Origin of the sequence: Pararhizobium sp. IMCC3301 (genome assembly GCF_030758315.1) — a bacterium.
Lineage (GTDB): Bacteria > Pseudomonadota > Alphaproteobacteria > Rhizobiales.
On record NZ_CP132336.1, the window covers coordinates 2535689 to 2556759 of the forward strand.

The following is a 21071-nucleotide window of genomic DNA, read 5'->3' on the forward strand; positions in this document are numbered from 1 at the left end:
ATAAGCGGCATGCCCCCTGATTCCTCCTCCGCGTCGGCGCTGTCATGGCTGCTGACATTCAAGACAGTTGCGACCACTCTGATCATAGCCGGTTCGGGTTCTGGTGTTGCTTATCTACTAGGCGTCCCGGCACCGTTTCTGGTCGGGTCCTCGCTTGCCGTGGCAAGTATGGGCCTGGCCGGGGTTGCGGTCAGCGTGCCGATGGTCCTGAGAAATGTCTGTTTCGTGATTATCGGTCTCAGCATGGGTGCCGGCGTTACGCCGGATGTAGTGGAATCCGCCCGGCAATGGCCGTTGAGTTTCGTCATTCTCGGGCTGTCACTGTTCGCCATTGTGCTGGCAGGCCGCTGGATATTGCAGAACCGCTGGCGGTTTGATCCGATGACGGCACTTCTGTCCGTTGTTCCGGGACATCTCAGCTACGTGCTTGGCTTGTCAGCGGACACCAATGGAGACCTGGCAACGATCAGCGTTATCCAGAGCATACGGGTTCTGGCGCTGACCATTCTGGTGCCATTCGCAGTGGTCCTGATCGGCATTGAAACCAACGCCTCACTGGTGGCGATGGATATTATGACGCTGCCGATGTTTGGCCTCAGTATTGTCCTGTCCTTTGCCGGCGGCTATCTGATGAACCGGCTGCGCCTGCCTGCCGCCTATCTGATTGCCGGGCTGGTATGGTCGACCGGGAGCCACATCACCGGCACCATTGACGGAACGGTCTCGCCGTATGTCGCCATACCCGCCTTTATCACCATGGGGGCTTTGATCGGCACAAGGTTTTACGGGGTCACACGGGCGCTTCTGAAGCGCGCCTTTCTGGCCGGAATCACAGTCACGCTGGCGGCTTTCGTCATTTCGGCGCTGGCTGCCTGGAGTGTCTCGCTGTTCATTGATACGCCGCTCAGTCATTTGCTGGTGGCTTTTGCCCCCGGCGGCGTTGAAACCATGGCGGCCATGGCGATTTCGCTGAACGCGGATCCCGCTTTTGTCGCGGCCCATCATGTTATGCGCCTGTTTATCCTTACCTTTCTGGCACCCATCATGCTGGGCTTGGCGCGGCGCAGGGCCGGTTCTGCGGACGACCTGTAGGGAAAACCCAAAACCCTCGCGGTGGCTCAGCCACCGCGAGGGTTTGTTGCGTCATCTGTCACAGCTTCAGCCGAAGGCTGGTTCGCTGACGATGGAGTAGCGGATATTGCATTGGGAACGGTCCTGTTCGGACATGTTGCGCCACATCTGCTCTGCCTTCTTTCGGCATTCCATCGGTCCGACAACCTGTTGTGTTCCCTCGATTACCTGGTTGAACTCGGTTGAGGTAAATTCGCCGCCGACAATCCAAAAACGTCCGTTTTGCATGGTTCTGATCCTTTCAGGTCTGATTTTGCCAGTTAAATTTGACAGGTTTAATCTCTAGGCCGCTTTGGTGAACTGGGCGGTTTCGGTGGATTCGCCCATCGCTGTTGTCGATGACTGGCCACCGGCAATCGCCACACTCACCGCATCGAAATAACCGGTGCCGACTTCGCGCTGATGCCGGGTGGCTGTGTAGCCATCAGCCTCGGAGGCAAATTCCGCCTGCTGAAGTTCGGAATAGGCCGCCATGCCGCGCTCCTTGTAGCCGCGCGCCAGTTCAAACATGCCGTGGTTGAGCTGATGGAAACCGGCCAGCGTGACAAACTGGAACTTGTAGCCCATGGCCCCCAGCTCGCGCTGATAAATGGCGATGGTTTCCTTATCCAGATTGGCTTCCCAGTTGAATGATGGCGAGCAATTATAGGCCATCATCTTGCCCGGGAATTGCTTTTGAATCGCTTCCGCAAAACGCCGCGCATCATCCAGATTAGGCTTTGAGGTTTCCCACCACAACAGATCCGCATGTCTGGCAAATGCCAGGCCGCGCTTGATGCAGTGATCGACCCCGGTGCCCTCCTTCAGGCGGAAGAAGCCTTCCGGTGTGCGTTCTCCGGTGAGGAATTCATGGTCCCGCTCATCAATGTCCGAGGTGATCAGACGGGCCGACTCGGCGTCCGTCCGCGCCATCACCAGCGTCGACACGCCGCAGGTATCGGCCGCCAGCCGAGCTGCATCCAGATTACGGATATGCGCCTGTGTCGGGATCAGAACCTTGCCGCCGAGATGGCCGCATTTCTTTTCAGAGGCAAGCTGGTCTTCAAAATGGACACCCGCTGCACCAGCCTCGATATAGGCTTTCATGATTTCAAAACAGTTCAGCGGTCCGCCGAAGCCGGCCTCCGCATCGGCGACAATCGGCACGAACCAGTCACGGTTAACGCCGCCTTCACTGTGTTCAATCTGGTCAGCACGCTGCAGGGTGCGGTTGATCTTGCGCGCCAGTTCCGGCCCGGAATTGGCCGGGTAAAGGCTCTGGTCGGGATACATCGACCCGGCCACATTGGCATCGGCTGCAACCTGCCAGCCTGACAGGTAAATCGCTTTCAGCCCGGCGCGTGCCATCTGCATCGCCTGATTGCCGGACATGGCGCCAAGGGCGTTGACATAATCTTCCGTTTTCAGCAGGTCCCACAATTTGCGCGCGCCCCTGTCGGCCAGAGTATGCTCGATCTTCACCGATCCACGCAGCTTTGCCACATCCTCAGCGCTGTAAGGCCGTTCGATATACTGAAAGCGGTCCTCAGCTGTGTCGGGGACCAGGGTGCTGAATGTATCGTGTGCCATTATATGCGTTCCTTAAGTCGGTTTGCCGCCCCTTGAGGGCCGGCCTTCAGGTTTCTATTGCGCCGCGAGAGGGGCTGTCTTTGCAGTGCGGCAGAAACTGAAATCGGATCATTGCGCTGTGTCAGATCAAAGTTTGCGTATCTTGACAAAAACTTTTCAAAATCGTTTCTACGTCAGATAAATTTCAGTTTCTTGCGTAATTGATTTCATTTTTGAAATTTAATTACAAGAAATATCGTATTTTCTCGGTACAGAATGATGTCGCATTGTAAAGAACGACTTGTAATTTTTGTAAATTTGTGAATTTTGTAAATAAGTGTGTGTTGGTCCGGACTGTTGCGGCGCACAGTTTTCGCTGGAATACTCTTCATGATGGAGAAAATTAATGAGTGAGGTCGTCGAGAAAAAACTGTTTATTGGTCCGCGCCTGCGGCGCATACGGCGTGAATTTGGCCTGACCCAGGCGAAAATGGCGGAAGAGCTCGACATTTCGCCAAGCTATCTCAATTTGATTGAGCGCAGTCAGCGTCCGGCCACAGCGCAATTCCTCATCAAGCTGGCAGGGGCCTATGATGTCGATATCCGCGCTCTGGCTTCCGATACCGAGCATCAGGCACTTGGAGAATTGCGTGAAATTTTTGCCGATCCGGTGTTTGCCGGTGGCAGTGGCCCGGTGCCGCCGCAGGAATTGCGTGATCTGACCGAGCACAGCCCGAGCGTCGCCGATGCGGTGTTGCGGCTGTACCAGGCCTATAAGGGCGCAAAGCTGTCCGGCGACCGTCTCGCCGGAGCTGTCGGCGTTGGCGAGGATGGTCATGCCCACGCCGCAACGCGCCTCGGCTCTGCCGGTATCCGCAATCCCATGGATGACATTCGCGACATGATCCGCGATGCCAACAATCATTACCCGGAACTGGACCAGATGGCGGAAGATCTCTATGGCGGATTTCGCCAGCAGGATGACGAGATCTATGCGCCGATGCGCCGGCATCTGCGCGAGCTTCGCAGCATCGATGTCCGGGTCATGCCGGAAGACGTGATGCGTGGTGAATTGCGCCGTTTTGACCGCCACCGCAAACGCCTGATGCTGTCCGAATTGATGGAACCTGCGGGACGCGCCTTTCAGGTGGCCTATCAACTCGCCTTTACCGAGGCCGGCAAAACCATTGATGATCTGGTCCAGCGCGCCGATTTGAAGGACCCGGTGACAAAACGGCTGGCGCGGGTCGCCTTTGCAAATTATTTCGCCGGCGCATTGATGATGCCCTATACGCGCTTTCTCGATGCTGCCGAAACCCTCGGCTATGATATCGATATTCTGTGCCAGCGCTTTGGTGCCAGCTATGAGCAGGTTGCCCATCGGCTCACCACCCTGCAGCGCCAGACCGCACGCGGCATTCCGTTCTTCTTTATCCGACTCGACAATGCCGGCAACATTTCAAAGCGCTTTTCGTCGGGGAAATTTCATTTTTCCAAATTTGGCGGCACCTGTCCGCTGTGGAATGTGCATTCCACCTTTAACACGCCTGGCAAAATTCTGACCCAGATCGTGGAAATGCCGGACGGGGTGCAGTATTTCAGCCTGGCGCGGACCGTACGCCGGGCGATCACGCCGTTTTCTGAACCCGAGCCGCAACTCGCAATCGGTCTTGGCTGTGAGCTGCGTTATGCCCACCGGCTTGTCTATGCCAAGGGGGCAAATCTGGATACGCCCAATGCCACGCCGATTGGCATAAACTGCCAATTATGTGATCGCGCCGATTGCCGCCAGCGCGCCGCTCCGCCCCTGACAAAAGTGCTGGATGTGGACGAGCACCGCCGCGGCATTTCGCCGTTCGGCTTTGTTGACGAGACCGACTGAACCAATCCGGATTTGGTCAGACGTCTGAAGCAGCGCCGTTAACAGGGCACTGCTCCGGATAATGTTGCGGAATTTTCAGCCGTCAGTAAGTATCTGGTATTCGGCTTCGTCAAGCACGCCGTCTGCATTCACGTCGGCTGCGAAAAGATCTTCGTCAGCCAAATTGGGCAGAAGCGTCTGCACTTCCTCCATTGACAGCACGCCGTCTCCATTGATGTCGATTGTAGTAAATTCAACAGGCTGTGCCAGGGCGGCAGCGGACACTCCGGCAAATAAAGTGGCAAGAAGGATGGATTTCGCTCGTGTCGCATGAGCCATGATCAGTCTCCAGTGTTGCAATGTTCGGTTTGAACAAGCGCAGACTGCCAGCCGGCTGTGGCCGCAATTTTGTCGTGGCGTGGCCGCGTGAAGGTTATTTTGTGGGCGAACTGTGGGTGACAGGGCGCAAGCTTGTGTGACATAGAACGGCAATCGCCAGCAGACAGGACCAAGCAATGATGTCATTCGATTTTGACCGGGTTATCGAACAGCGCAACACCCATTCGCAAAAATGGGACAGCGTGCAAAGCAGACTGGGACTGAGCGGTCCGGACATTTTGCCGATGTGGGTCGCAGACATGGATTTTCAGGCTCCGGCAGCGGTCTCTGAAACCCTGCACAGGATGGCGAATCATGGCGTGTTTGGCTATTTTGGCGAAGATGGAGAGTTCAAGCGCGCATTCTGTGACTGGATGCGCAACCGCCATCAATTCGAGATTGATCCGGACTGGATAGTGAACATCCATGGCGTTGTTGCCGGGCTGGGGTTTGCCCTGCAGAGCTTCAGTGAACCTGGTGACGGTGTCGTCGTATTCTCGCCGGTCTATCACGCTTTTGGCAGCACCATCCGGGCGGCGGGCCGGAACCTGATCGAAAGCCCGCTGAAAATCGTTCAGGGCCGCTATGAGATGGATCTGGAGCTTCTGGACAGCCAGATCGATGAGCGCACAAAGATTATGGTGCTGTGCTCGCCGCACAATCCCGGCGGCCGCGTCTGGTCGCGCCAGGAACTGATTGATATTTGCAAATTTTGCGAGTCCCGCGATCTGCTGCTGATCTCAGATGAGATCCATCAGGATCTGGTGTTTGAAGGCCATAAGCATTGCGTCACGGCAAATGCCTATCCGGCCATCGCCGACCGGCTCATTACCCTGACGGCGGCGACAAAAACCTTCAATGTCGCTGCTTCTCTGACCGGCCATGCCATTATCTCCGATGCCAGGCTGCGCGATACTTTCAGCAACGCTCTGCGTGGCGCCGGATCAGCTTCGCCAAATCGTGTCGGGATTGAAATGGTCACCGCCGCTTATGCCCATGGCGCTGACTGGCTCGATGCCCTCTTGCCCTATATTCAGGCCAATCGGGACCGATTTGAAGAAGCCGTGACGCGGAGCATTCCCGGCATCCGCTCCATGAGACTGGAGGCCACTTATCTTGCCTGGCTCGATTTTTCAGAAACCGGCTATTCGATAGAGGAAGCCACAGATCGCGTTCAGGAAATTGCTCGAATCGCCGTCAATAAGGGCCTCTCCTTCGGCAAGGGCGGGGAGAACTGGCTTCGCTTTAATATCGCCTGCCCGCGTGCAACCCTGGAAGAGGCGATCAGCCGGCTGCAAACAGCCTTCGCTAAGTAGCGCATCTAAGCGACAGGACGAATGCCCGGCTCCAGGCCCAGTAGAGAGCCGAGCATCGGGTTGGGCACCACCAGATCGTCAATCGTGTGTCGGCCAAGCACGGCGAAGAACGCATCGAGTGCTTCATGCAGCGCACCGTTCAGGGCACAACTGCCGAGCAGCGGGCAATCGGTCCCGTCATCCTCAAAACATTCGGCCATGGCGAAATTTTCTTCTGTGGTTTTCACCACATCCAGCAGGGAAATGCTGCCGGCCGGTTTGGCAAGGCGGATACCGCCATTGCGGCCGCGAACCGTCTCCATGAAACCGGCTTCGACAAGGGGCTGCAATATCTTGAACAAAAAAAGATCGGACACACCATAGGCCGTGGCGATGGCGCCGACGCGGCTCAATTGCCCATCATTGGCGGCACAATACATCAACATGCGAATGGCATAATTGGTCTGTCGCGTCAGGCGCATAATTCACTCCGGGACAATAGTTTGGAATCATTCTAAGAAACATGAGTAAAAAATTCAAGTTTTTTTATTGCAGATGATTGACGACCGGCTTTTCGTTGAATAATACATGACTGGCAAATTCAAGTTTAGGGTTGGCACTCCGGATCCGGCAGGGTTCGACCGGTCGGCAACCCGCCTCAAAAACCAACAGTGAGAAGACAAATGAGTTACAAATCATCCTGCCTGACGGCAGCTTTCGGAGCAACGCTGCTGACAATCGGTGTGTTGGCCGGAACCGGCGCCAGCCTCGCACAAGGCGAGGTCAATCTTTATTCATCACGTCATTATGATACCGATGAACGGCTGTATTCCGATTTTGAAGAACAGACCGGCATCACCATAAACCGGATTGAAGGCAATGCCGACGAGCTGATTGCACGGATGGAGGCCGAAGGCGCCAACAGTCCCGCCGACGTGCTGCTGACGGTGGATATTTCGCGCATGGTGCGGGCTGAAGAAAAGCAGTTGCTCGCTCCGGTCAAAAGTGTGGTTCTTGAAACCAGGCTCCCCGCGCATCTGCGTCATCCCGACGGTTTGTGGTTCGGATTTTCACAACGCTCGCGCATTATATTTTATGACAAGGCGCGAATTGAAACCCCGCCTTTGACCTATGCGGATCTGGCAAAGCCGGACTATAAGGGCCTGATTTGCGCCCGCTCCAGCACCAATACCTATCAGATCGCATTGCTGTCTTCCATCATTGCCCATGAGGGCGAAGAAGCTGCGACTAACTGGGCAAAAGCGGTGCGCGGCAACATGGCGCGTGCGCCCCAGGGCGGTGACACCGACCAGTTGCGCGGCATTGTTTCCGGCGAATGCGGCATAGCCATTGCCAACACCTATTATTTTGCCCGGGCGCTCCGCAGCGATGTGACAGATCTGTCAGCTTCCATCGACCGTATCGGCTGGGTGTTTCCGGACCAGTCCGGCAACGGCGCACATATGAATATTTCCGTCGGTGCTGTCGCTGCCAATGCGCCGAACCGCGACAATGCCATCAAGTTTCTGGAATATCTGACCAGCGACAGCGCGCAGAAATATTTCTCCGACGGCAATGATGAATATCCCGCTGTCTCCGGCGTTGCCCTCAGTGCCTCCGTTGCCAAGCTTGGTCTGTTCCGCCAGGACGCGATCAATCTGTCGACGGTGGCCAACAATTCCACCAAAGCAACCGAAATCTTCAATGCCGTCGGTTGGGAATAAAGCGGCCTCGATTCTTGCGTGATGCCATGCTCCAGGCGGAGCATGGCATCACGGAGTAGCCTGCAAAAATCTCAAAAAAATGCCATCCGCAATTTTGTTGCGGATGGCATTGATGTCAGAAGGATTCAACGACAATCTTGCCCTTTGCCTGGCCGGTTTCAATCAGCGCGTGGGCGGCCCGGATGTTTTCGGCGTTGATCGGCTTCAGCACCTTGTCGAGTGTGGTGCGGATTCGTCCTGCGTCGATTTCCTGCGCCACATAGTTCAGCAATTTGTGCTGCTCGATCATATCCGGCGTTGTGAACATGGCGCGGGCGAACATGAACTCCCAGTGCAGGCTGGCTGCCTTGGTCTTCATGCCGGCCATCGGCATTGGTAGATCGGTGTTATCAATCGAGACAATCCCGCCTTGTGGACGGATCAGCTCAACGGCAGTTTCCCAGTGGCGCATATCATTGAAGATCGCAATATGGTCGACATGCTGGAACCCCAGCGCGCGCACCTGCTCAACCATCGGCTCGCGGTGATTGACGACATGATCTGCGCCAAGCTCCCTGACCCAGCTCGATGTCTCGGGACGCGACGCGGTGGCGATAACCACAAGCCCGGCCGCCTTGGCAAGCTGAATGCCGATCGAACCGACACCTCCGCCCGCCCCGATGATGAGAACCGACTGGCCCTTGTCGGCCCCGTCGCGATCGATACCCAGACGGTCAAAGAAAGCCTCATAGGCAGTGATCGTTGTCAGGGGCAGCGCTGCAGCTTCGGCAAAACCCAGTCTGTTCGGTTTCGTTCCGACAATACGTTCGTCAACCAGTTGAAATTCGGCGTTGGAACCGGAGCGGGTCACATCGCCCGCATAATACACCTCATCGCCGGGTTTGAAGAGTGTGACATCCGGACCGACGGCTTCAACCACGCCGCTGGCATCCCAGCCAAGAACGCGCGGCGTGGCTTCGACATCGTCTTTGGGCGCGCGGATTTTGGTATCGACCGGATTGACCGACACAGCCTTCACAGCCACCAGCAGATCGCGGCCTGCAGCTTCGGGTCGGGGCAGTTCCACGTCGAGAAATGCTTCGGGATTGTCGACGGGAAGATAATGCGTAAGAGCGACAGCTTTCATAGTGTAAACCTTATAGCTTGCTGAGTTGGAACGTCTCAGTTTGATCGGACAGGACTGGGGCCGTGGATGTGGAAAGCGTGAGTTGTAATAGTGGCCTTAGGGCGCATGGTTTTGCTTCGCCTGCTTTGTAGCAACTGGCGCGCTTGTCTGCGACCTTAAATGCGTGGCACACCCGGATCGGGTTTGATCTGACCCCAAACTTGGCGGATGTCCTGACATAGCGCAAAGCGGCCTCAGACCTGCGTCACAGTGACAAGACGTTAATTTGCCAGGGAGAGTCGGCTGTTATATGGCCAATATTCCATTGCCATCCTCGTAAGGGACTTCATCCTATGTCCGCACTAAAGATCCTGCACTTTTCCGACGTTCTGTGTATCTGGGCTTATGTTGGACAAGCCAGCCTTTATAGATTGGTCGAAAAGTTCGATGACCGAGTTCAAGTGGAAGAGCATTTCTGTTCGGTTTTTCCTGATACGCAAACCAAAATCGACAATGCCTGGCGCGACCGGGGCGGTTTTAGCGGATACGCCGAGCATGTTAAGATGGTTGCTGAAGGGTTTCCAAACGTAAGTATTCACGATGACGTCTGGTCCAGGGTGCGACCAAAATCTTCTGCAAGCCCGCACTTGTTTATCAAGGCGATAGGGTTGCTCGAACACGCATCACCCGAAGTCACATTCTCGCATCGTTTGTCCAATAGGGCAGCCAGGGAACTCCGGGTCGGATTTTTTGCTGAAGCACAGGATATCTCGGATTGGTCTTTTCAAAGAGCTGTCAGTGAGAAAATCGGCGTGAATTTTGACGAGGTTCGGAACAAAATCGAGACAGGCGAAGCAATTGCGAAATTGGCCGCTGACTATGAGCTTGCCCAATCCCTGCGGGTTCAGGGCAGTCCTACCTATATACTGAGCGAAGGACGCCAGATCCTGTTTGGGAACATCAGCTACGGAATTCTGGAGGCAAACGTGTCTGAATTGCTCTCTGAAAAAACCAATCAAATCGGGAGTGTCTGTTAATAATTTGACCTTCAAACCGGCGAGCGGCTGCTTCGCCCACACAACAGACATCTGTTGGGATATTGAGCTTTCCTTGGTAGATATCAGGAAAGTTTAATCAAGCGACGTTGCAGTTGCCTCTGTTTGGCCACAAAACCAACCAGTCTGGCAGAACCACAGCATATCTGAATTCACACAAGATTTGAACCGATACAAGGAAACTGATTGCTCATGGATGTTGGCTTTAAGTCTGTCAAATCATTGGCGTCCCGACCGGTCTTCCGGCATTTCGCTGTGGTATGCCTTGCGCTCATCGGCACCTACGGCTTTCTGGAATCCCGTGCTGAATGGTCGCAGATGCACCGCTGGAACCGTGCAATCGGCGATATGAGCCTGGTTCTGATTGCGCTGTCGATGGCTATTGGGCCGCTGTCGCGGCTTTTCGTCCGTTTCCGCAGTATCTTGCTGTGGCGTCGCGAGCTGGGAATCTACGGCGTGGTACTCGCCTTCATTCACACCATCATCATTCTGGCCGGTTGGGTCGAATGGGACCTGATACGCATTTTTGGTTATCAGCTGCATCCCTCCGGGACCTATGTGATGTTGCAGCACGGCTTCGGACTGGCCAATGTCATTGGCATCATAGCCCTGCTTTACGGCACAGTTCTGGCGCTCTCGTCCAGCAACTGGAGCCAGAGGCTGCTCAGCATCTCGGTATGGAAATTCCTGCAGCAGAGCGCCTATGTATTGTGGATGCTGATCGTCGTGCACACCGCCTATTTCCTCTACATGCATTTTCAGGATTTCCATCGCCCGGTCCCGGACCCGAATTGGGCACAGCTTCCCTTTGCCGTGCTGGTCACGACCATTGTGCTGTTGCAACTGATCGCGTTCTTCAAAACCTGGAAAGTGAAACGCGGCAGTCTTTCAGCCAGACAGCAGTTTTCTGCCGGCTGACCGTAAGCCGGGACCGATTGTGTCAGCGCGGCCGGGTCACCGTGGCGCCCAATGCGGGACTGCGTGCCGGCCGTGCCGCATCATTTGCAATCGCTCTGCACAAAAGTATAACCGGCACCAGTCCGATCGCGACAATCACCAGAGATGGCACGGCCGCCTGTTCAAGCCGCTCATCAGAGGCCAGGCGGTAGGCCTGCACGGCGAGGGTGTCAAAATTGAACGGCCGCATGATCAGCGTCGCCGGCAATTCTTTCATGACATCGACAAACACGATCAGCAACGCCGTCAGCAGGCTGCCGGACAACAGCGGAATGTGGATGGTTTTCAGCATTCCGACTTCCGTGCGCCCCAGCGAGCGTGCGGCCTCGTCGAGGCTCGGTTTGATATTGGCAAGGCCGGCATCGACGGCGCCCAGCGCTGCCGCCATGAAACGCACCACATAGGCCACGATCAACAGGCCGATTGATCCGGTGAACAGCAATCCGGTCGAATAGCCGAACTGCTCGCGCGAAAACGCGTCCAGCCAATTGTCGAAACCGGCAAAGGGCACCAGCAGCCCCACCGCAATTACTCCGCCGGGAATGGCATAGCCGATCCCGGCCAGCAGCTTGGCGCTGCGCGCGGCAATTCCTGGCGACAGGCGCGCGCAATAGGATATCAGAAGCGCCCCCAGAACCGTGACCATGGCTGCCAGACCGGCAAGGGTGATGGAATTTCCCACAAATCCAAGATAGCGCGCTGTGAACAGGCTCTGGCCGGAGCCGACCGCCATCACCAGCAACATGACTGCCGGGATGATAAAGCCGACCAGCACCGGTAATGCGCAGAACGCAATGGCTGCGAATGCCTGTATACCGGAGAGTTGCTGTGGCATCATGCCGTCATTCTTCCTGCCCGCCGGAAAGCGCTGTGCCGCGCCGCGTTCCATCCGCTCGATGACCGCAAGCAGCACAGCCACCGCCAGCAGCCACAATGCCAGCTGTGTCGCCATACCGCGGTCCCCCATGGCGAACCAGGCTCTGTAAATTCCGGTGGCAAATGTCTGCACATTGAAGTGGGCAACGGTTCCGAAATCGGCAATCGTTTCCATCAGCGCCAGGGTCACGCCTGCCACGATGGCCGGGCGCGCCATCGGCAGGCTGACCGATCTGAAAGCGCCCCAGGGGCTGCGCCCCAGCATGCGTGCCGCCTGATAGGCACTGGCGGATTGCTGCAGAAAGGCTGTGCGCGCGAGCAGATAGACATAAGGGTAAAGTACGAAAGTCAGCATTGCAGCAGCGCCGCCCAGAGACCGAATTTCAGGGAACCAGTAATCCCGTGGCCCCAGATTGAAAACCGTCCTTAACGCCGATTGCACCGGCCCCGGATGATCCAGCAGGTTGGTATAGGCATAGGCCAGCACATAGGCCGGAAAAGCCAGCGGCATGGCCAGTGCAAATTCGAAAATGCGCTGGCCGGGAAAGCGGCAATTCGTCACCAGCCAGGCTGTTCCGGTGCCAAGCAGGCCGGTTCCCAGGGCAACCCACACCACAAGCTGCAGCGTGTTCCAGACATATCCGGGCAGGACAGTATCAATCAGCGCAGCCCAACGGCCGCCATCTGCTCCAAACGCCGTCACCACAACAGCGACGATCGGAAGCAGGCAGAGGGCGGCAAAACTCCATGCGGCCAGACGCAATGCACATTCCTTCACTACGGTTCGTTACGGCTTTCAACCTGCCAATAGCGGCGCGGTTTTAAGCAATTTCCCGGGAGCAGACAACCACTGGCGCGGCGCCGGGATCAGCCCGGCATCAACCATTTGTCATAATCGGACACCAGCAGATGTTTTGGTGCCTCATCCTCGTCAATTTCGGCAAATCGGCCAATCGGCTTTGCAAAGATATTGTCCGTCAGATCATCGTTAACCGTCGAGACTTCACCGATCAGGACATCTCCGCCATCGCCCCAGAAACTGTGCCAGTTGCCCTGCAGCAAGGTCACGCTTTCGCCCGGTGACAGGCGCAGGATATCACCCGCCTTCTGGGTGCGGGGGATGCCGTCACAATGCACCGTGACATCAGAGTCGTGATCGATATCGCCATTGTCCAGCGAGTTGAAGAGTTTCAGTGCCAGGGTGGCACCGCCGCGATTGATGATGTCTTCCGCCTTGACAATATGGCGGTGCATCGGCGTCAGCTGATCTTTGCGGGCAATCATTATTTTTTCAGCGTAGCACATGCCGCCACCGGCCTTCAGATGTTCAGGGTCACCATTGCGCACTGTAAACAGGAACAGGCCCATCTCGTCGAAATTCCCGGCACCGAAATCGGTTATGTCCCAGCCAAGCCGGGCGTCAACAATGGCTTGAATATCGGTGCGGCGTGCGCGCATTTCCTCGGGTGAAAAATAGGCAAAAGGCGGCAGAAGAAAACCAAAGGACCGGATGAAATCGTCGGCTTCAGCCATGATCTGGTTTACTGTTGATCGTTTCATGTCAATCCTCAATCTGTTTGGTCAGCTGCCGGAAAACAGCACATTCTGATCGATAAGATACCGGTTGAAAATCGGCAGTGTTGCAGCACCCAGACTGCGGGCATCGTTTCCGATATCTCCTGCCAGAATATCAGGACGTTGTAGACCTTGTATATTCATTGTTTCAAGCGCTGCGTTGGTTTTTTCGACCAGCCTGGTGCGCACATCTGCCGGGAAGGCGCCGTCAATGATGATGGCCTGAAAGTCGATCACCGCGCAGCAGGCCAGGGCGGCCCGCGCCAGATGACCGGCTGAATCATCAATCCAGTGGTCCAGAATCTCACCGAATGTGGTCCAGCCATCGGGCGTTTTCCAGATCGGCGAGGGATCGATGCTATGCTGTAACAGGGTGGTTTCCAGTTTCGACAGCGACACCTGATCCAGCAATTGACCGGTTCCATTGTTTCCAACCGCGATCGGAAGTGACCCCAGCGCTCCCGCATTGCCGGAGCGACCCGGGTAGACCGCATGATCGATGACGATGCCGCCGCCAATAAAATAGCCAATGAAGAAATAGGCAAAATCGCGATAGGCCTGGCCACTGCCGAAAACCAGCTCGGCGCCGCAGGCGGTTGTAGCATCATTTTGCACGAAAACCGGAAGATCTGTCAGCTTGGCAACTTCCGATGCCATGTCGAAATTCTTCCACTCCAACATGTGTGTCCCCGGTGCCCCGACGTGTTCCGCCCAGTTCCACAATTCAAAGGGCGTCGCGATGCCGATGCCGGCAATCCGTTCATGCAGCTTTGGCGGCAGGTTCTCTACAAGAAGCGGCAGATCGGTTTTGAGAAAATGCAGGATTTTGTCCGCAAGGGGGTAGGCATAGGCCATGCTGGAGGAGGCGCGTACCGCCCCGAGAAAATCCACCAGGACGAGTTCGGCACTGCGGCGGCCGATCTTGAGGCCGATTGAATACACTCCATCAGGATTCAGCCCCAGCGGAATGGATGGCTGGCCAACGCGGCCGCGCTGTGGCTCGCCGCGCACCAGCAAAGCATCACTTTCCAGGGCCCGCATGATGACCGATGCGGTTTGCGCCGACAGGCCGCTGCGCCTGGCGATCTCCGCTTTCGGCAACTCGCCATGCCGCCGGATCAGTGTCATCACTAGGCGTTCATTGTAAGCGCGCACGCGAATCTGGTTCGCACCGCCGCTCGGATCGACCACAATGGGACGGGTCAAACCGAATCCTCCATGTTATATTATTGTTGCCGTCCGGACCGCCGAATGCAGCGCCGGTTGTGAAAATTTTTACCGTACATTATTTAATAAATCAATCGGATTTAGTTATTTGACAGGATGATGAAATCGTGTTTTGATGACATCAGGCTCAGACAAACTGAGTAATATTTGCGTCGCAAATGACGTGCCTTGAGGAGGGAAACTTACAATGAAAAAATTGCTTTTAACAACAGCTATGGGTGCCATTGCTGCAGCCAGCCTGGCGACCGGGTCCGCGAATGCAGCAAGCCATTCCACTATTGCCTGCCTGATTACAAAGACCGACACCAACCCGTTCTTTGTCAAGATGAGGGAAGGCGCGACCGCCAAGGCGGAAGAGCTGGGCATCACTTTGAAAAGTTTTGCCGGTAAGGTCGACGGCGATCATGAAACTCAGGTCGCAGCTATCGAAACCTGCATCGCCGATGGCGCCAAAGGTATCTTGCTGACCGCTTCTGACACGTCTTCAATCGTTGGAGCTGTTCAGCAGGCCCGTGATGCCGGTTTGCTGGTGATCGCGCTGGACACACCGCTCAACCCGATTGATGCTGCTGATGCGACCTTCGCAACTGATAACTTTCTGGCCGGTGAACTGATCGGCAAATGGGCAGCTGCCACTCTAGGTGATGACGCTGCCAACGCCAAGATTGCCATGCTCGATCTTGCTGTCAGCCAGCCGACAGTCGGCGTGTTGCGCGATCAGGGTTTCCTGCAGGGCTTCGGCATTGAACTGGGTGATCCGAATAAATGGGGTGACGAAACCGATCCGCGCATTGTCGGCCATGACGTAACCGCCGGTAACGAGGAAGGTGGCCGTAAAGCCATGGAAAATCTTCTCGCCACCGATCAGGAAGTCAATGTGGTCTACACCATCAACGAACCGGCAGCAGCCGGTGCCTATGAAGCGTTGAAATCGATCGGCCGCGAGAATGACGTGCTGATCGTCTCAGTTGATGGCGGTTGCCCGGGTGTAGCCAATGTCAAAGACGGCATTATCGGTGCCACGTCTCAGCAATACCCGCTGTTGATGGCTTCTCTCGGCATTGAAGCCATTGCAACCTGGGCTAAAGACGGCACCAAACCGGCAACAACACCGGGCAAGGACTTCTTCGATACCGGTGTATCTCTGGTTACAGACAAGCCGGTCGATGGAGTGGACTCCATCTCCGTCGCTGAAGGCATGGATCGCTGCTGGGGTTGATCTCAACCACCACAATGCTACCACTTGGAACGGAAAGGGGCGGGCAGATCCCGCCCCTTTTCAATCCGCAGCCGGCTTCAAGGATACGGCAATTACCCAATCGTGTTAAAGCATCAATGCTGGGGAGGCATTCATGGCTGAAGGTCCATCAAGCGAGCCGGATTATGAATCTGCCATAGCCGGCAGTCCCGAAACGGTCGCCGAGTTTATTGAAACAAAGCCTTCGGGCATGAAGCGCATACAGCATGCGCTGCATCAGACACCATCTCTGGTGCCGCTGATTGTTCTGCTGATGTCGCTCGTCGTTTTCGGGCTTCTGCTCGGGTCAAAATTCTTTTCACCTTTCGCGCTCACTTTGATCCTCCAGCAGGTTGCCATTGTCGGCATTGTTGGCGCTGCACAATCGGTTGTAATCCTGACCGCCGGCATTGATCTGTCGGTCGGTGCCATCATGGTGCTGAGTTCGGTGGTGATGGGACAATTCACATTCCGCTACGGATTGCCGGTTGAAGTTGCCATAGGAGCCGGATTGCTGTGCGGCGCCTTTTTCGGATACCTCAATGGCTGGCTGGTGGCTGTGATGAAGCTGCCGCCCTTCATTGTCACCCTTGGCATGTGGCAGATCGTTCTGGCTACCAACTTCCTGTATTCGGCTAACGAAACCATCCGCAGCCAGGATATTGCGGAACAGGCACCGTTGCTGCAGTTCTTCGGCAATACGTTCAAGATCGGGGCAGATGAAGCCGGACGCGGCGGTGCGACTTTCACCTATGGTGTGATCTTCATGGTCGCGCTGATTGTGGTGCTGGCCTATGTCCTGCGCGAAACCGCCTGGGGCCGCCATGTCTACGCTGTTGGTGATGATCCGGAGGCCGCCGAACTGTCCGGTGTCCAGGTCCGCCGCGTTCTGATTTCCGTTTATGTGCTGTCAGGACTGATTTGCGCCTTTGCCGGCTGGGCACTGATCGGCCGCATCGGCTCTGTCTCGCCCACATCCGGACAATTGGCGAATATTGAAAGCATCACCGCTGTGGTGATCGGCGGTATTTCCCTGTTCGGCGGACGCGGCTCGATCATGGGCATGTTGTTCGGAGCGCTGATTGTCGGCGTCTTCACTTTGGGCCTGCGCCTTCTGGGCGCGGATGCACAATGGACATTCCTGCTCATTGGTTTGCTCATCATTGCCGCTGTCGCGGTGGATCAATGGATCAGAAAGGTATCTAGCTGATGGAACCGATCTTGAAAGGCGTTAATCTGGTCAAGCGCTATGGGCGTGTGACTGCTTTGGATCATTGCGATTTCGAATTGTATCCCGGCGAAGTGCTGGCCGTGATCGGCGATAATGGTGCGGGCAAATCCACGCTCATCAAGGCTGTGTCGGGGGCCGTGGTCCCCGATGAAGGCGAAGTTTATCTGGAAGGCAAGAAGGTCAATTTCCATTCACCGCTGGATGGCCGCAAGGCCGGCATCGAGACGGTGTATCAGACCCTTGCCATGTCACCGGCGCTTTCAATCGCGGATAATATGTTCATGGGCCGCGAACTGCGCCGTCCGGGATTTCGCGGCAAATTTCTGCGCCAGCTTGACCGCAAGGCAATGGAGAATTTCGCCCGCGAGAAGCTCACCGAACTGGGATTGATGACCATTCAGAACATCAATCAGGCCGTTGAAACCCTGTCAGGCGGCCAGCGTCAGGGTGTCGCCGTGGCACGGGCTGCGGCATTCGGATCGAAGGTCATCATTCTCGATGAGCCAACGGCCGCCCTCGGCGTGAAGGAATCCCGCCGTGTGCTGGAACTGATTCAGGATGTGCGGAGCCGCGGAATACCGATTGTTCTGATTTCCCACAACATGCCGCATGTGTTTGAGGTTGCCGACCGCATCCACATTCACCGGCTCGGCAAGCGTCTGTGTGTGATCAATCCGAAGAAATATTCCATGTCGGATGCGGTCGCCTTCATGACCGGAGCCAAGGAGCCAGATGCCGAAGATATGGCCGCGTAAGCCTGTGCTCAGGAAGCGGCATCAATAGCGCTCTTGTCCGGAATGCTGGGCTGTGCGCCAAAGACGGTACAGGCCAGGCTGCCCGCTACAGACGCCCGAGACAGGGCGTCCGCGACGGCAAAGCCCTGATCAAGAGCCGCAGCAAACGCGCCGGTAAAACTGTCGCCTGCCGCTGTGGTATCAACCACCTCGACAGCCAGAGCTTTGCCGTGGTGCTCGCCGGCCGGGCCGAAACTGTAGGCGCCCTTGTCGCCCAGCGTCACAATGACATTGTGTCCGGTTTTTTGTGATAGAGCCCGGGCCGCTTTCACTGCATCAGACCCGGTTGATATGCCGGCGCCATCGGCGACAATCAGGGCTTCTGTTTCATTCACCACCAGCCAGTCAATAAAACCAAGCGCCTCGCGGTCCAGTTTGCTGGCGGGCGCCAGATTGTGAATGGTTGTCAGACCCAGTTGTTTTGCCTTGGCATGGGCCTTGAGCGTTTCCTGCTCCAGCACTTCATTCTGGGTCAGCAAAAACCCCTGCACTGAACCCAGCCCGTCAAGTTGCGAGGCGAGCGCTTTGCTGTTGGCTCCAGCGGCAACGACAATAGCGTTTTCGCCGCTGTCATCGACCGTGATATTTGCAATGCCGGTCGGATCGGCGACCCGGCGAAGCTGTGCCAGATCGACCCCGTCACGCTGAAGATTGCCGAGCGCCAGATCAGCGAAGGCATCCGAGCCGACCGCACCGACCATCATGGTGTCGCTGCCCGCGCGTTTTGCCGCCAGCGCCTGATTGGCCCCCTTGCCGCCAGGAATAAGCTGATATGTATCCCCTTTCACGGTTTCGCCGGGACCTGGAATACGGGCCGCGCGCGTGACGACGTCAAGATTGATGGAACCAAAAACAATAATCATGAAATGACCAGATCCAATTTAGTTAGCGACTGCCATCCAGTGTCTCCGGTGGCCATGAAATGTCAAGAACGCTTGATCTGCGGGGGAATCAAATCCGGATGGTTGCGCTGCGTCTGGAACATGGTTCACTGTGGCGCTTTGCCCATATACGGACTTTACCATGCAGATCAATTTATCAGACGCCAGGAAACGGGAATTCACCGCCAGCCTTAAAAAATTATTCCAGGATGAATTCGAGCTTGAGCTGTCCGAATTTCGGGCTGACGATATCCTCACCCTTTGTCTGCAGACCCTGTGTCCAGCGGTTTACAATCAGGCGGTGCAGGATGTCAGGCATCACTTGCAGTCAAAGCTGGATGATCTGGATGGCGAAATCTATCTTGATGGATGATTTCCAGCGGCGGCTGGATTGGATCTTTTGCTGCAGCCAGCTGGCAGCTCGGCACCTGACACTCAACAGATGCACTCAACAGATGCACTCAACAGATGCAGGCAACAGATGCACTCAACAGATGCAGGCAACAGATACAGGCAACAGAAGTGTCACTGGCAGGTGCAGGCATCTCTGCTGAGGGCCGAGATGCCAAAACCGTCCGCATGGCTGCGAAACGGAGCCGATATGGTTTCATAGCGACTTGCCAACGGTTCCAGATATGCATCTGCCTCCATCCAGGCATAGATATTCTCTTTGCTGGTGTTCGCAGCGATCAGGTGAATGGTATCTACGATGATGATCGCATATTGAGCCCCGAGCATCAAAAGACTGACGGCGTTAGGAGCCCGTGAGGCCAGCGTACTGGTATATCCGCCTGACTTGGTGGCATTCGCGATAATGAAAAAACCCAACTCAATGACGGCGCTGGTACTGGCGGAACTCGCCAGGTTTTTGTGGGATTCCCGAACAAGTGTTTCAATATCCGTGTTGTTTGAGCCACCGACACCCAGCAGGGATTGCAGGGGCTTGGGCAATGCGCCAGACAAGCCTTTGATATGCGCCTTGAAGCCCGACTCCCAGATTTCCGTTTGAGATCTTGTGCGATGGCTGAGTGCATTAATTTCCAGTGCGCGCCGGTGGAACAGATTGCTGAAGCCTCTCATGCGTTCAAATTCGGTAAAATGCGCATCCACTGCGCTGCATTGTGGTGTCTTCAACACGCTTTGGTAGGTCTTGATGTAGCTGTTCAGATCGCCATTGCTGCCGTCGGCATGAAGCGCGAGAGATTTTATCTCTCAGCCGGTTTTCTGCAACAATGTTTGTCAGTGTCTTGATTTTGAAAGTTGTTGCAGCATTCATTGAATAGCCGTCTGTCGGGCCCGGATAGAAGCGTTTGCCAGGCAGGCCATCGACAGGCTTGGTGTGTTTTTGTAAAAGCGTCTGCAACGCATCCGTGTTGTGCGCTTTGAGTGCGATTTCATAGGCCGCATCGCATTTTTTGGCGAAGACCGGACCTGACTTTGAGCCAAGGGGAATCCATTCGCCATCTTCAGGATCAAGCGCACTGGCGGTGGCCAGTATTGTTCGTTGAATTTCGAGCGTGTCTGTCGAAAAATCCTCGACATTGAACGTCAGTTTTACCCATTCGCTTTCATATGCTTCGCACTCGATACTCTGAGGAGACTTGATACTGCAGGAGACATTTGGCTGATAGCCGCCCTGATAAAGCACGGTTTTGTAGCGATCATAGTCACCAGGAGACAGAGAAAGTGGCTTGCTGGTGGTAATCTCCAATTTGACCCATTTGAAATCATCCTTGCCGGTATTTGCGACAGATATATCCAGTGTTCGCGTCAGACCGGGATCGCGTTGAGATGCGCTGGATAGTCCGAATGGGGAGGTTTTCGTTGAATTGGCCAACCTGAAACGGATATCGCCACTGTAGTCTTTGCGCGTTTCTGTGTCCGGCGCCGAAAAATGGCGGGCTTCGACCAGCGCCGTGAATGTATCGCCATACTCCTGCATGATGATCGCGCCAATTGGCGATGCGACCGATTGCATTATGCCATCGTGAAGCTCAGCCATTTGCTCATAGTCAACGCTGTTCTGCTTTCGCAGCCATGCAATTGTCTCGGACAATTGGGCATAGTGATAGCTGAAAAAGGGCAGTGGGTTGACTTGCAGACGTCTAGCGGGCGGTGCTGGCGGGTTTGGTGCGCAAGGTGGCAGGATGCAAAGATCCAGATTGGCCAGCTCCTGATCAAACTGGTTGAACCGTT

General features: G+C 55.7%; 21 protein-coding genes. 10 read left to right on the plus strand and 11 right to left on the minus strand.

Translation table 11 applies throughout. The features are described from left to right. Positions 1 to 9 precede the first annotated feature (9 nt). Positions 10 to 1092 (plus strand): AbrB family transcriptional regulator, encoded by a 1083-nt coding sequence (locus tag RAL88_RS12290; protein WP_306263743.1) that lies wholly within the window; start codon positions 10 to 12, stop codon positions 1090 to 1092. A gap of 66 nt (positions 1093 to 1158) precedes the next feature. On the opposite strand, the gene RAL88_RS12295 is transcribed toward RAL88_RS12290, so the two are convergent. Further along, entirely contained in the window at positions 1159 to 1359 is a 201-nt protein-coding gene (locus RAL88_RS12295) for a hypothetical protein (RefSeq protein WP_306263745.1), read from the minus strand. Between the two features lie 54 nt (positions 1360 to 1413). After that, complete coding sequence (aceA, locus tag RAL88_RS12300; RefSeq protein WP_306263747.1) at positions 1414 to 2700, minus strand: isocitrate lyase; 1287 nt, start codon at positions 2698 to 2700, stop codon at positions 1414 to 1416. Between the two features lie 385 nt (positions 2701 to 3085). On the opposite strand from aceA, the gene RAL88_RS12305 reads away from it, so the two are divergent. Next, positions 3086 to 4561 (plus strand): short-chain fatty acyl-CoA regulator family protein, encoded by a 1476-nt coding sequence (locus tag RAL88_RS12305; protein ID WP_306263749.1) that lies wholly within the window; start codon positions 3086 to 3088, stop codon positions 4559 to 4561. A 75-nt stretch (positions 4562 to 4636) separates the two neighbouring features. Here RAL88_RS12305 and RAL88_RS12310 read toward each other — a convergent pair whose 3' ends face one another. Beyond that, positions 4637 to 4879: a hypothetical protein gene (locus tag RAL88_RS12310; RefSeq protein ID WP_306263751.1), complete on the minus strand. Its 243-nt coding sequence runs from the start codon at positions 4877 to 4879 to the stop codon at positions 4637 to 4639. Between the two features lie 176 nt (positions 4880 to 5055). Here RAL88_RS12310 and RAL88_RS12315 point away from each other — a divergent pair, with 176 nt between their 5' ends. Continuing rightward, positions 5056 to 6234, plus strand: coding sequence for a MalY/PatB family protein (locus RAL88_RS12315; RefSeq protein ID WP_306263753.1), 1179 nt, complete (start codon positions 5056 to 5058; stop codon positions 6232 to 6234). A 5-nt stretch (positions 6235 to 6239) separates the two neighbouring features. Here the strand turns inward: RAL88_RS12315 and rirA are convergent, their stop codons facing one another. Further along, positions 6240 to 6695, minus strand: a complete 456-nt coding sequence (gene rirA / locus RAL88_RS12320; RefSeq protein WP_306263755.1) for an iron-responsive transcriptional regulator RirA — start codon at positions 6693 to 6695, stop codon at positions 6240 to 6242. A 201-nt stretch (positions 6696 to 6896) separates the two neighbouring features. Between rirA and RAL88_RS12325 the strand changes: the two genes are divergently transcribed. Next, positions 6897 to 7937 carry an extracellular solute-binding protein gene (locus RAL88_RS12325; RefSeq protein WP_306263757.1) on the plus strand — a complete coding sequence of 347 codons (1041 nt, stop codon included), beginning with the start codon at positions 6897 to 6899 and terminating at the stop codon, positions 7935 to 7937. 115 nt (positions 7938 to 8052) lie between these two features. On the opposite strand, the gene RAL88_RS12330 is transcribed toward RAL88_RS12325, so the two are convergent. Next, on the minus strand, positions 8053 to 9063 hold the full coding sequence (locus RAL88_RS12330; protein WP_306263759.1) for a zinc-binding alcohol dehydrogenase family protein: 1011 nt from the start codon (positions 9061 to 9063) through the stop codon (positions 8053 to 8055). 332 nt (positions 9064 to 9395) lie between these two features. Here RAL88_RS12330 and RAL88_RS12335 point away from each other — a divergent pair, with 332 nt between their 5' ends. Continuing rightward, complete coding sequence (locus RAL88_RS12335; RefSeq protein ID WP_306263761.1) at positions 9396 to 10079, plus strand: DsbA family protein; 684 nt, start codon at positions 9396 to 9398, stop codon at positions 10077 to 10079. Between the two features lie 210 nt (positions 10080 to 10289). Next, positions 10290 to 11015, plus strand: a complete 726-nt coding sequence (locus RAL88_RS12340; protein ID WP_306263763.1) for a ferric reductase-like transmembrane domain-containing protein — start codon at positions 10290 to 10292, stop codon at positions 11013 to 11015. A 22-nt stretch (positions 11016 to 11037) separates the two neighbouring features. Here RAL88_RS12340 and RAL88_RS12345 read toward each other — a convergent pair whose 3' ends face one another. From RAL88_RS12345 to RAL88_RS12355, 3 genes are all read right to left on the minus strand, one after another. Beyond that, positions 11038 to 12693 carry an iron ABC transporter permease gene (locus RAL88_RS12345; RefSeq protein ID WP_306263764.1) on the minus strand — a complete coding sequence of 552 codons (1656 nt, stop codon included), beginning with the start codon at positions 12691 to 12693 and terminating at the stop codon, positions 11038 to 11040. 104 nt (positions 12694 to 12797) lie between these two features. Continuing rightward, the gene (locus RAL88_RS12350; protein ID WP_306263766.1) at positions 12798 to 13490 is read right to left on the minus strand and encodes a D-lyxose/D-mannose family sugar isomerase; all 693 of its coding nucleotides are present in this window, start codon (positions 13488 to 13490) and stop codon (positions 12798 to 12800) included. Positions 13491 to 13511: 21 nt separating this feature from the next. Next, positions 13512 to 14711 (minus strand): ROK family transcriptional regulator, encoded by a 1200-nt coding sequence (locus RAL88_RS12355; RefSeq protein WP_306263768.1) that lies wholly within the window; start codon positions 14709 to 14711, stop codon positions 13512 to 13514. A gap of 208 nt (positions 14712 to 14919) precedes the next feature. Between RAL88_RS12355 and RAL88_RS12360 the strand changes: the two genes are divergently transcribed. The 3 genes from RAL88_RS12360 (at position 14920) to RAL88_RS12370 (ending at position 17955) form a co-directional block, all read left to right on the plus strand. After that, positions 14920 to 15951 carry a sugar ABC transporter substrate-binding protein gene (locus tag RAL88_RS12360; protein WP_306263770.1) on the plus strand — a complete coding sequence of 344 codons (1032 nt, stop codon included), beginning with the start codon at positions 14920 to 14922 and terminating at the stop codon, positions 15949 to 15951. A 133-nt stretch (positions 15952 to 16084) separates the two neighbouring features. Beyond that, the gene (locus RAL88_RS12365) at positions 16085 to 17179 is read left to right on the plus strand and encodes an ABC transporter permease (protein WP_306263772.1); all 1095 of its coding nucleotides are present in this window, start codon (positions 16085 to 16087) and stop codon (positions 17177 to 17179) included. Beyond that, a complete protein-coding gene (locus tag RAL88_RS12370) occupies positions 17179 to 17955 on the plus strand; it encodes an ATP-binding cassette domain-containing protein (protein WP_306263774.1) in 777 nt (258 codons plus the stop codon). The genes RAL88_RS12365 and RAL88_RS12370 overlap by 1 nt, the downstream gene beginning before the upstream one ends. 8 nt (positions 17956 to 17963) lie before the next feature. Here the strand turns inward: RAL88_RS12370 and RAL88_RS12375 are convergent, their stop codons facing one another. Continuing rightward, entirely contained in the window at positions 17964 to 18857 is an 894-nt protein-coding gene (locus tag RAL88_RS12375) for a ribokinase (RefSeq protein WP_306263776.1), read from the minus strand. A 160-nt stretch (positions 18858 to 19017) separates the two neighbouring features. On the opposite strand from RAL88_RS12375, the gene RAL88_RS12380 reads away from it, so the two are divergent. Next, complete coding sequence (locus tag RAL88_RS12380; RefSeq protein WP_306263778.1) at positions 19018 to 19248, plus strand: DUF2164 family protein; 231 nt, start codon at positions 19018 to 19020, stop codon at positions 19246 to 19248. 152 nt (positions 19249 to 19400) lie between these two features. Here RAL88_RS12380 and RAL88_RS12385 read toward each other — a convergent pair whose 3' ends face one another. Together RAL88_RS12385 and RAL88_RS12390 are read right to left on the minus strand one after the other, a co-directional pair. Beyond that, positions 19401 to 20009, minus strand: coding sequence for a hypothetical protein (locus RAL88_RS12385; protein WP_306263780.1), 609 nt, complete (start codon positions 20007 to 20009; stop codon positions 19401 to 19403). Beyond that, positions 19960 to 20586 (minus strand): hypothetical protein, encoded by a 627-nt coding sequence (locus RAL88_RS12390; RefSeq protein ID WP_306263781.1) that lies wholly within the window; start codon positions 20584 to 20586, stop codon positions 19960 to 19962. The genes RAL88_RS12385 and RAL88_RS12390 overlap by 50 nt, the downstream gene beginning before the upstream one ends. Between the last annotated feature and the right edge of the window lie 485 nt (positions 20587 to 21071).

Bases quoted from the DNA above. Each gene is read 5' to 3' on its own strand.
- RAL88_RS12335 (WP_306263761.1), top strand. From the start codon at position 9,396: ATGTCCGCACTAAAGATCCTGCACTTTTCCGACGTTCTGTGTATCTGG.
- RAL88_RS12365 (WP_306263772.1), top strand. From the start codon at position 16,085: ATGGCTGAAGGTCCATCAAGCGAGCCGGATTATGAATCTGCCATAGCC.
- RAL88_RS12290 (WP_306263743.1), top strand. From the start codon at position 10: ATGCCCCCTGATTCCTCCTCCGCGTCGGCGCTGTCATGGCTGCTGACA.
- rirA (WP_306263755.1), bottom strand. From the start codon at position 6,695: ATGCGCCTGACGCGACAGACCAATTATGCCATTCGCATGTTGATGTAT.
- RAL88_RS12370 (WP_306263774.1), top strand. From the start codon at position 17,179: ATGGAACCGATCTTGAAAGGCGTTAATCTGGTCAAGCGCTATGGGCGT.
- RAL88_RS12350 (WP_306263766.1), bottom strand. From the start codon at position 13,490: ATGAAACGATCAACAGTAAACCAGATCATGGCTGAAGCCGACGATTTC.
- aceA (WP_306263747.1), bottom strand. From the start codon at position 2,700: ATGGCACACGATACATTCAGCACCCTGGTCCCCGACACAGCTGAGGAC.
- RAL88_RS12310 (WP_306263751.1), bottom strand. From the start codon at position 4,879: ATGGCTCATGCGACACGAGCGAAATCCATCCTTCTTGCCACTTTATTT.
- RAL88_RS12340 (WP_306263763.1), top strand. From the start codon at position 10,290: ATGGATGTTGGCTTTAAGTCTGTCAAATCATTGGCGTCCCGACCGGTC.
- RAL88_RS12380 (WP_306263778.1), top strand. From the start codon at position 19,018: ATGCAGATCAATTTATCAGACGCCAGGAAACGGGAATTCACCGCCAGC.
- RAL88_RS12375 (WP_306263776.1), bottom strand. From the start codon at position 18,857: ATGATTATTGTTTTTGGTTCCATCAATCTTGACGTCGTCACGCGCGCG.
- RAL88_RS12360 (WP_306263770.1), top strand. From the start codon at position 14,920: ATGAAAAAATTGCTTTTAACAACAGCTATGGGTGCCATTGCTGCAGCC.
- RAL88_RS12315 (WP_306263753.1), top strand. From the start codon at position 5,056: ATGATGTCATTCGATTTTGACCGGGTTATCGAACAGCGCAACACCCAT.
- RAL88_RS12325 (WP_306263757.1), top strand. From the start codon at position 6,897: ATGAGTTACAAATCATCCTGCCTGACGGCAGCTTTCGGAGCAACGCTG.
- RAL88_RS12305 (WP_306263749.1), top strand. From the start codon at position 3,086: ATGAGTGAGGTCGTCGAGAAAAAACTGTTTATTGGTCCGCGCCTGCGG.
- RAL88_RS12330 (WP_306263759.1), bottom strand. From the start codon at position 9,063: ATGAAAGCTGTCGCTCTTACGCATTATCTTCCCGTCGACAATCCCGAA.
- RAL88_RS12295 (WP_306263745.1), bottom strand. From the start codon at position 1,359: ATGCAAAACGGACGTTTTTGGATTGTCGGCGGCGAATTTACCTCAACC.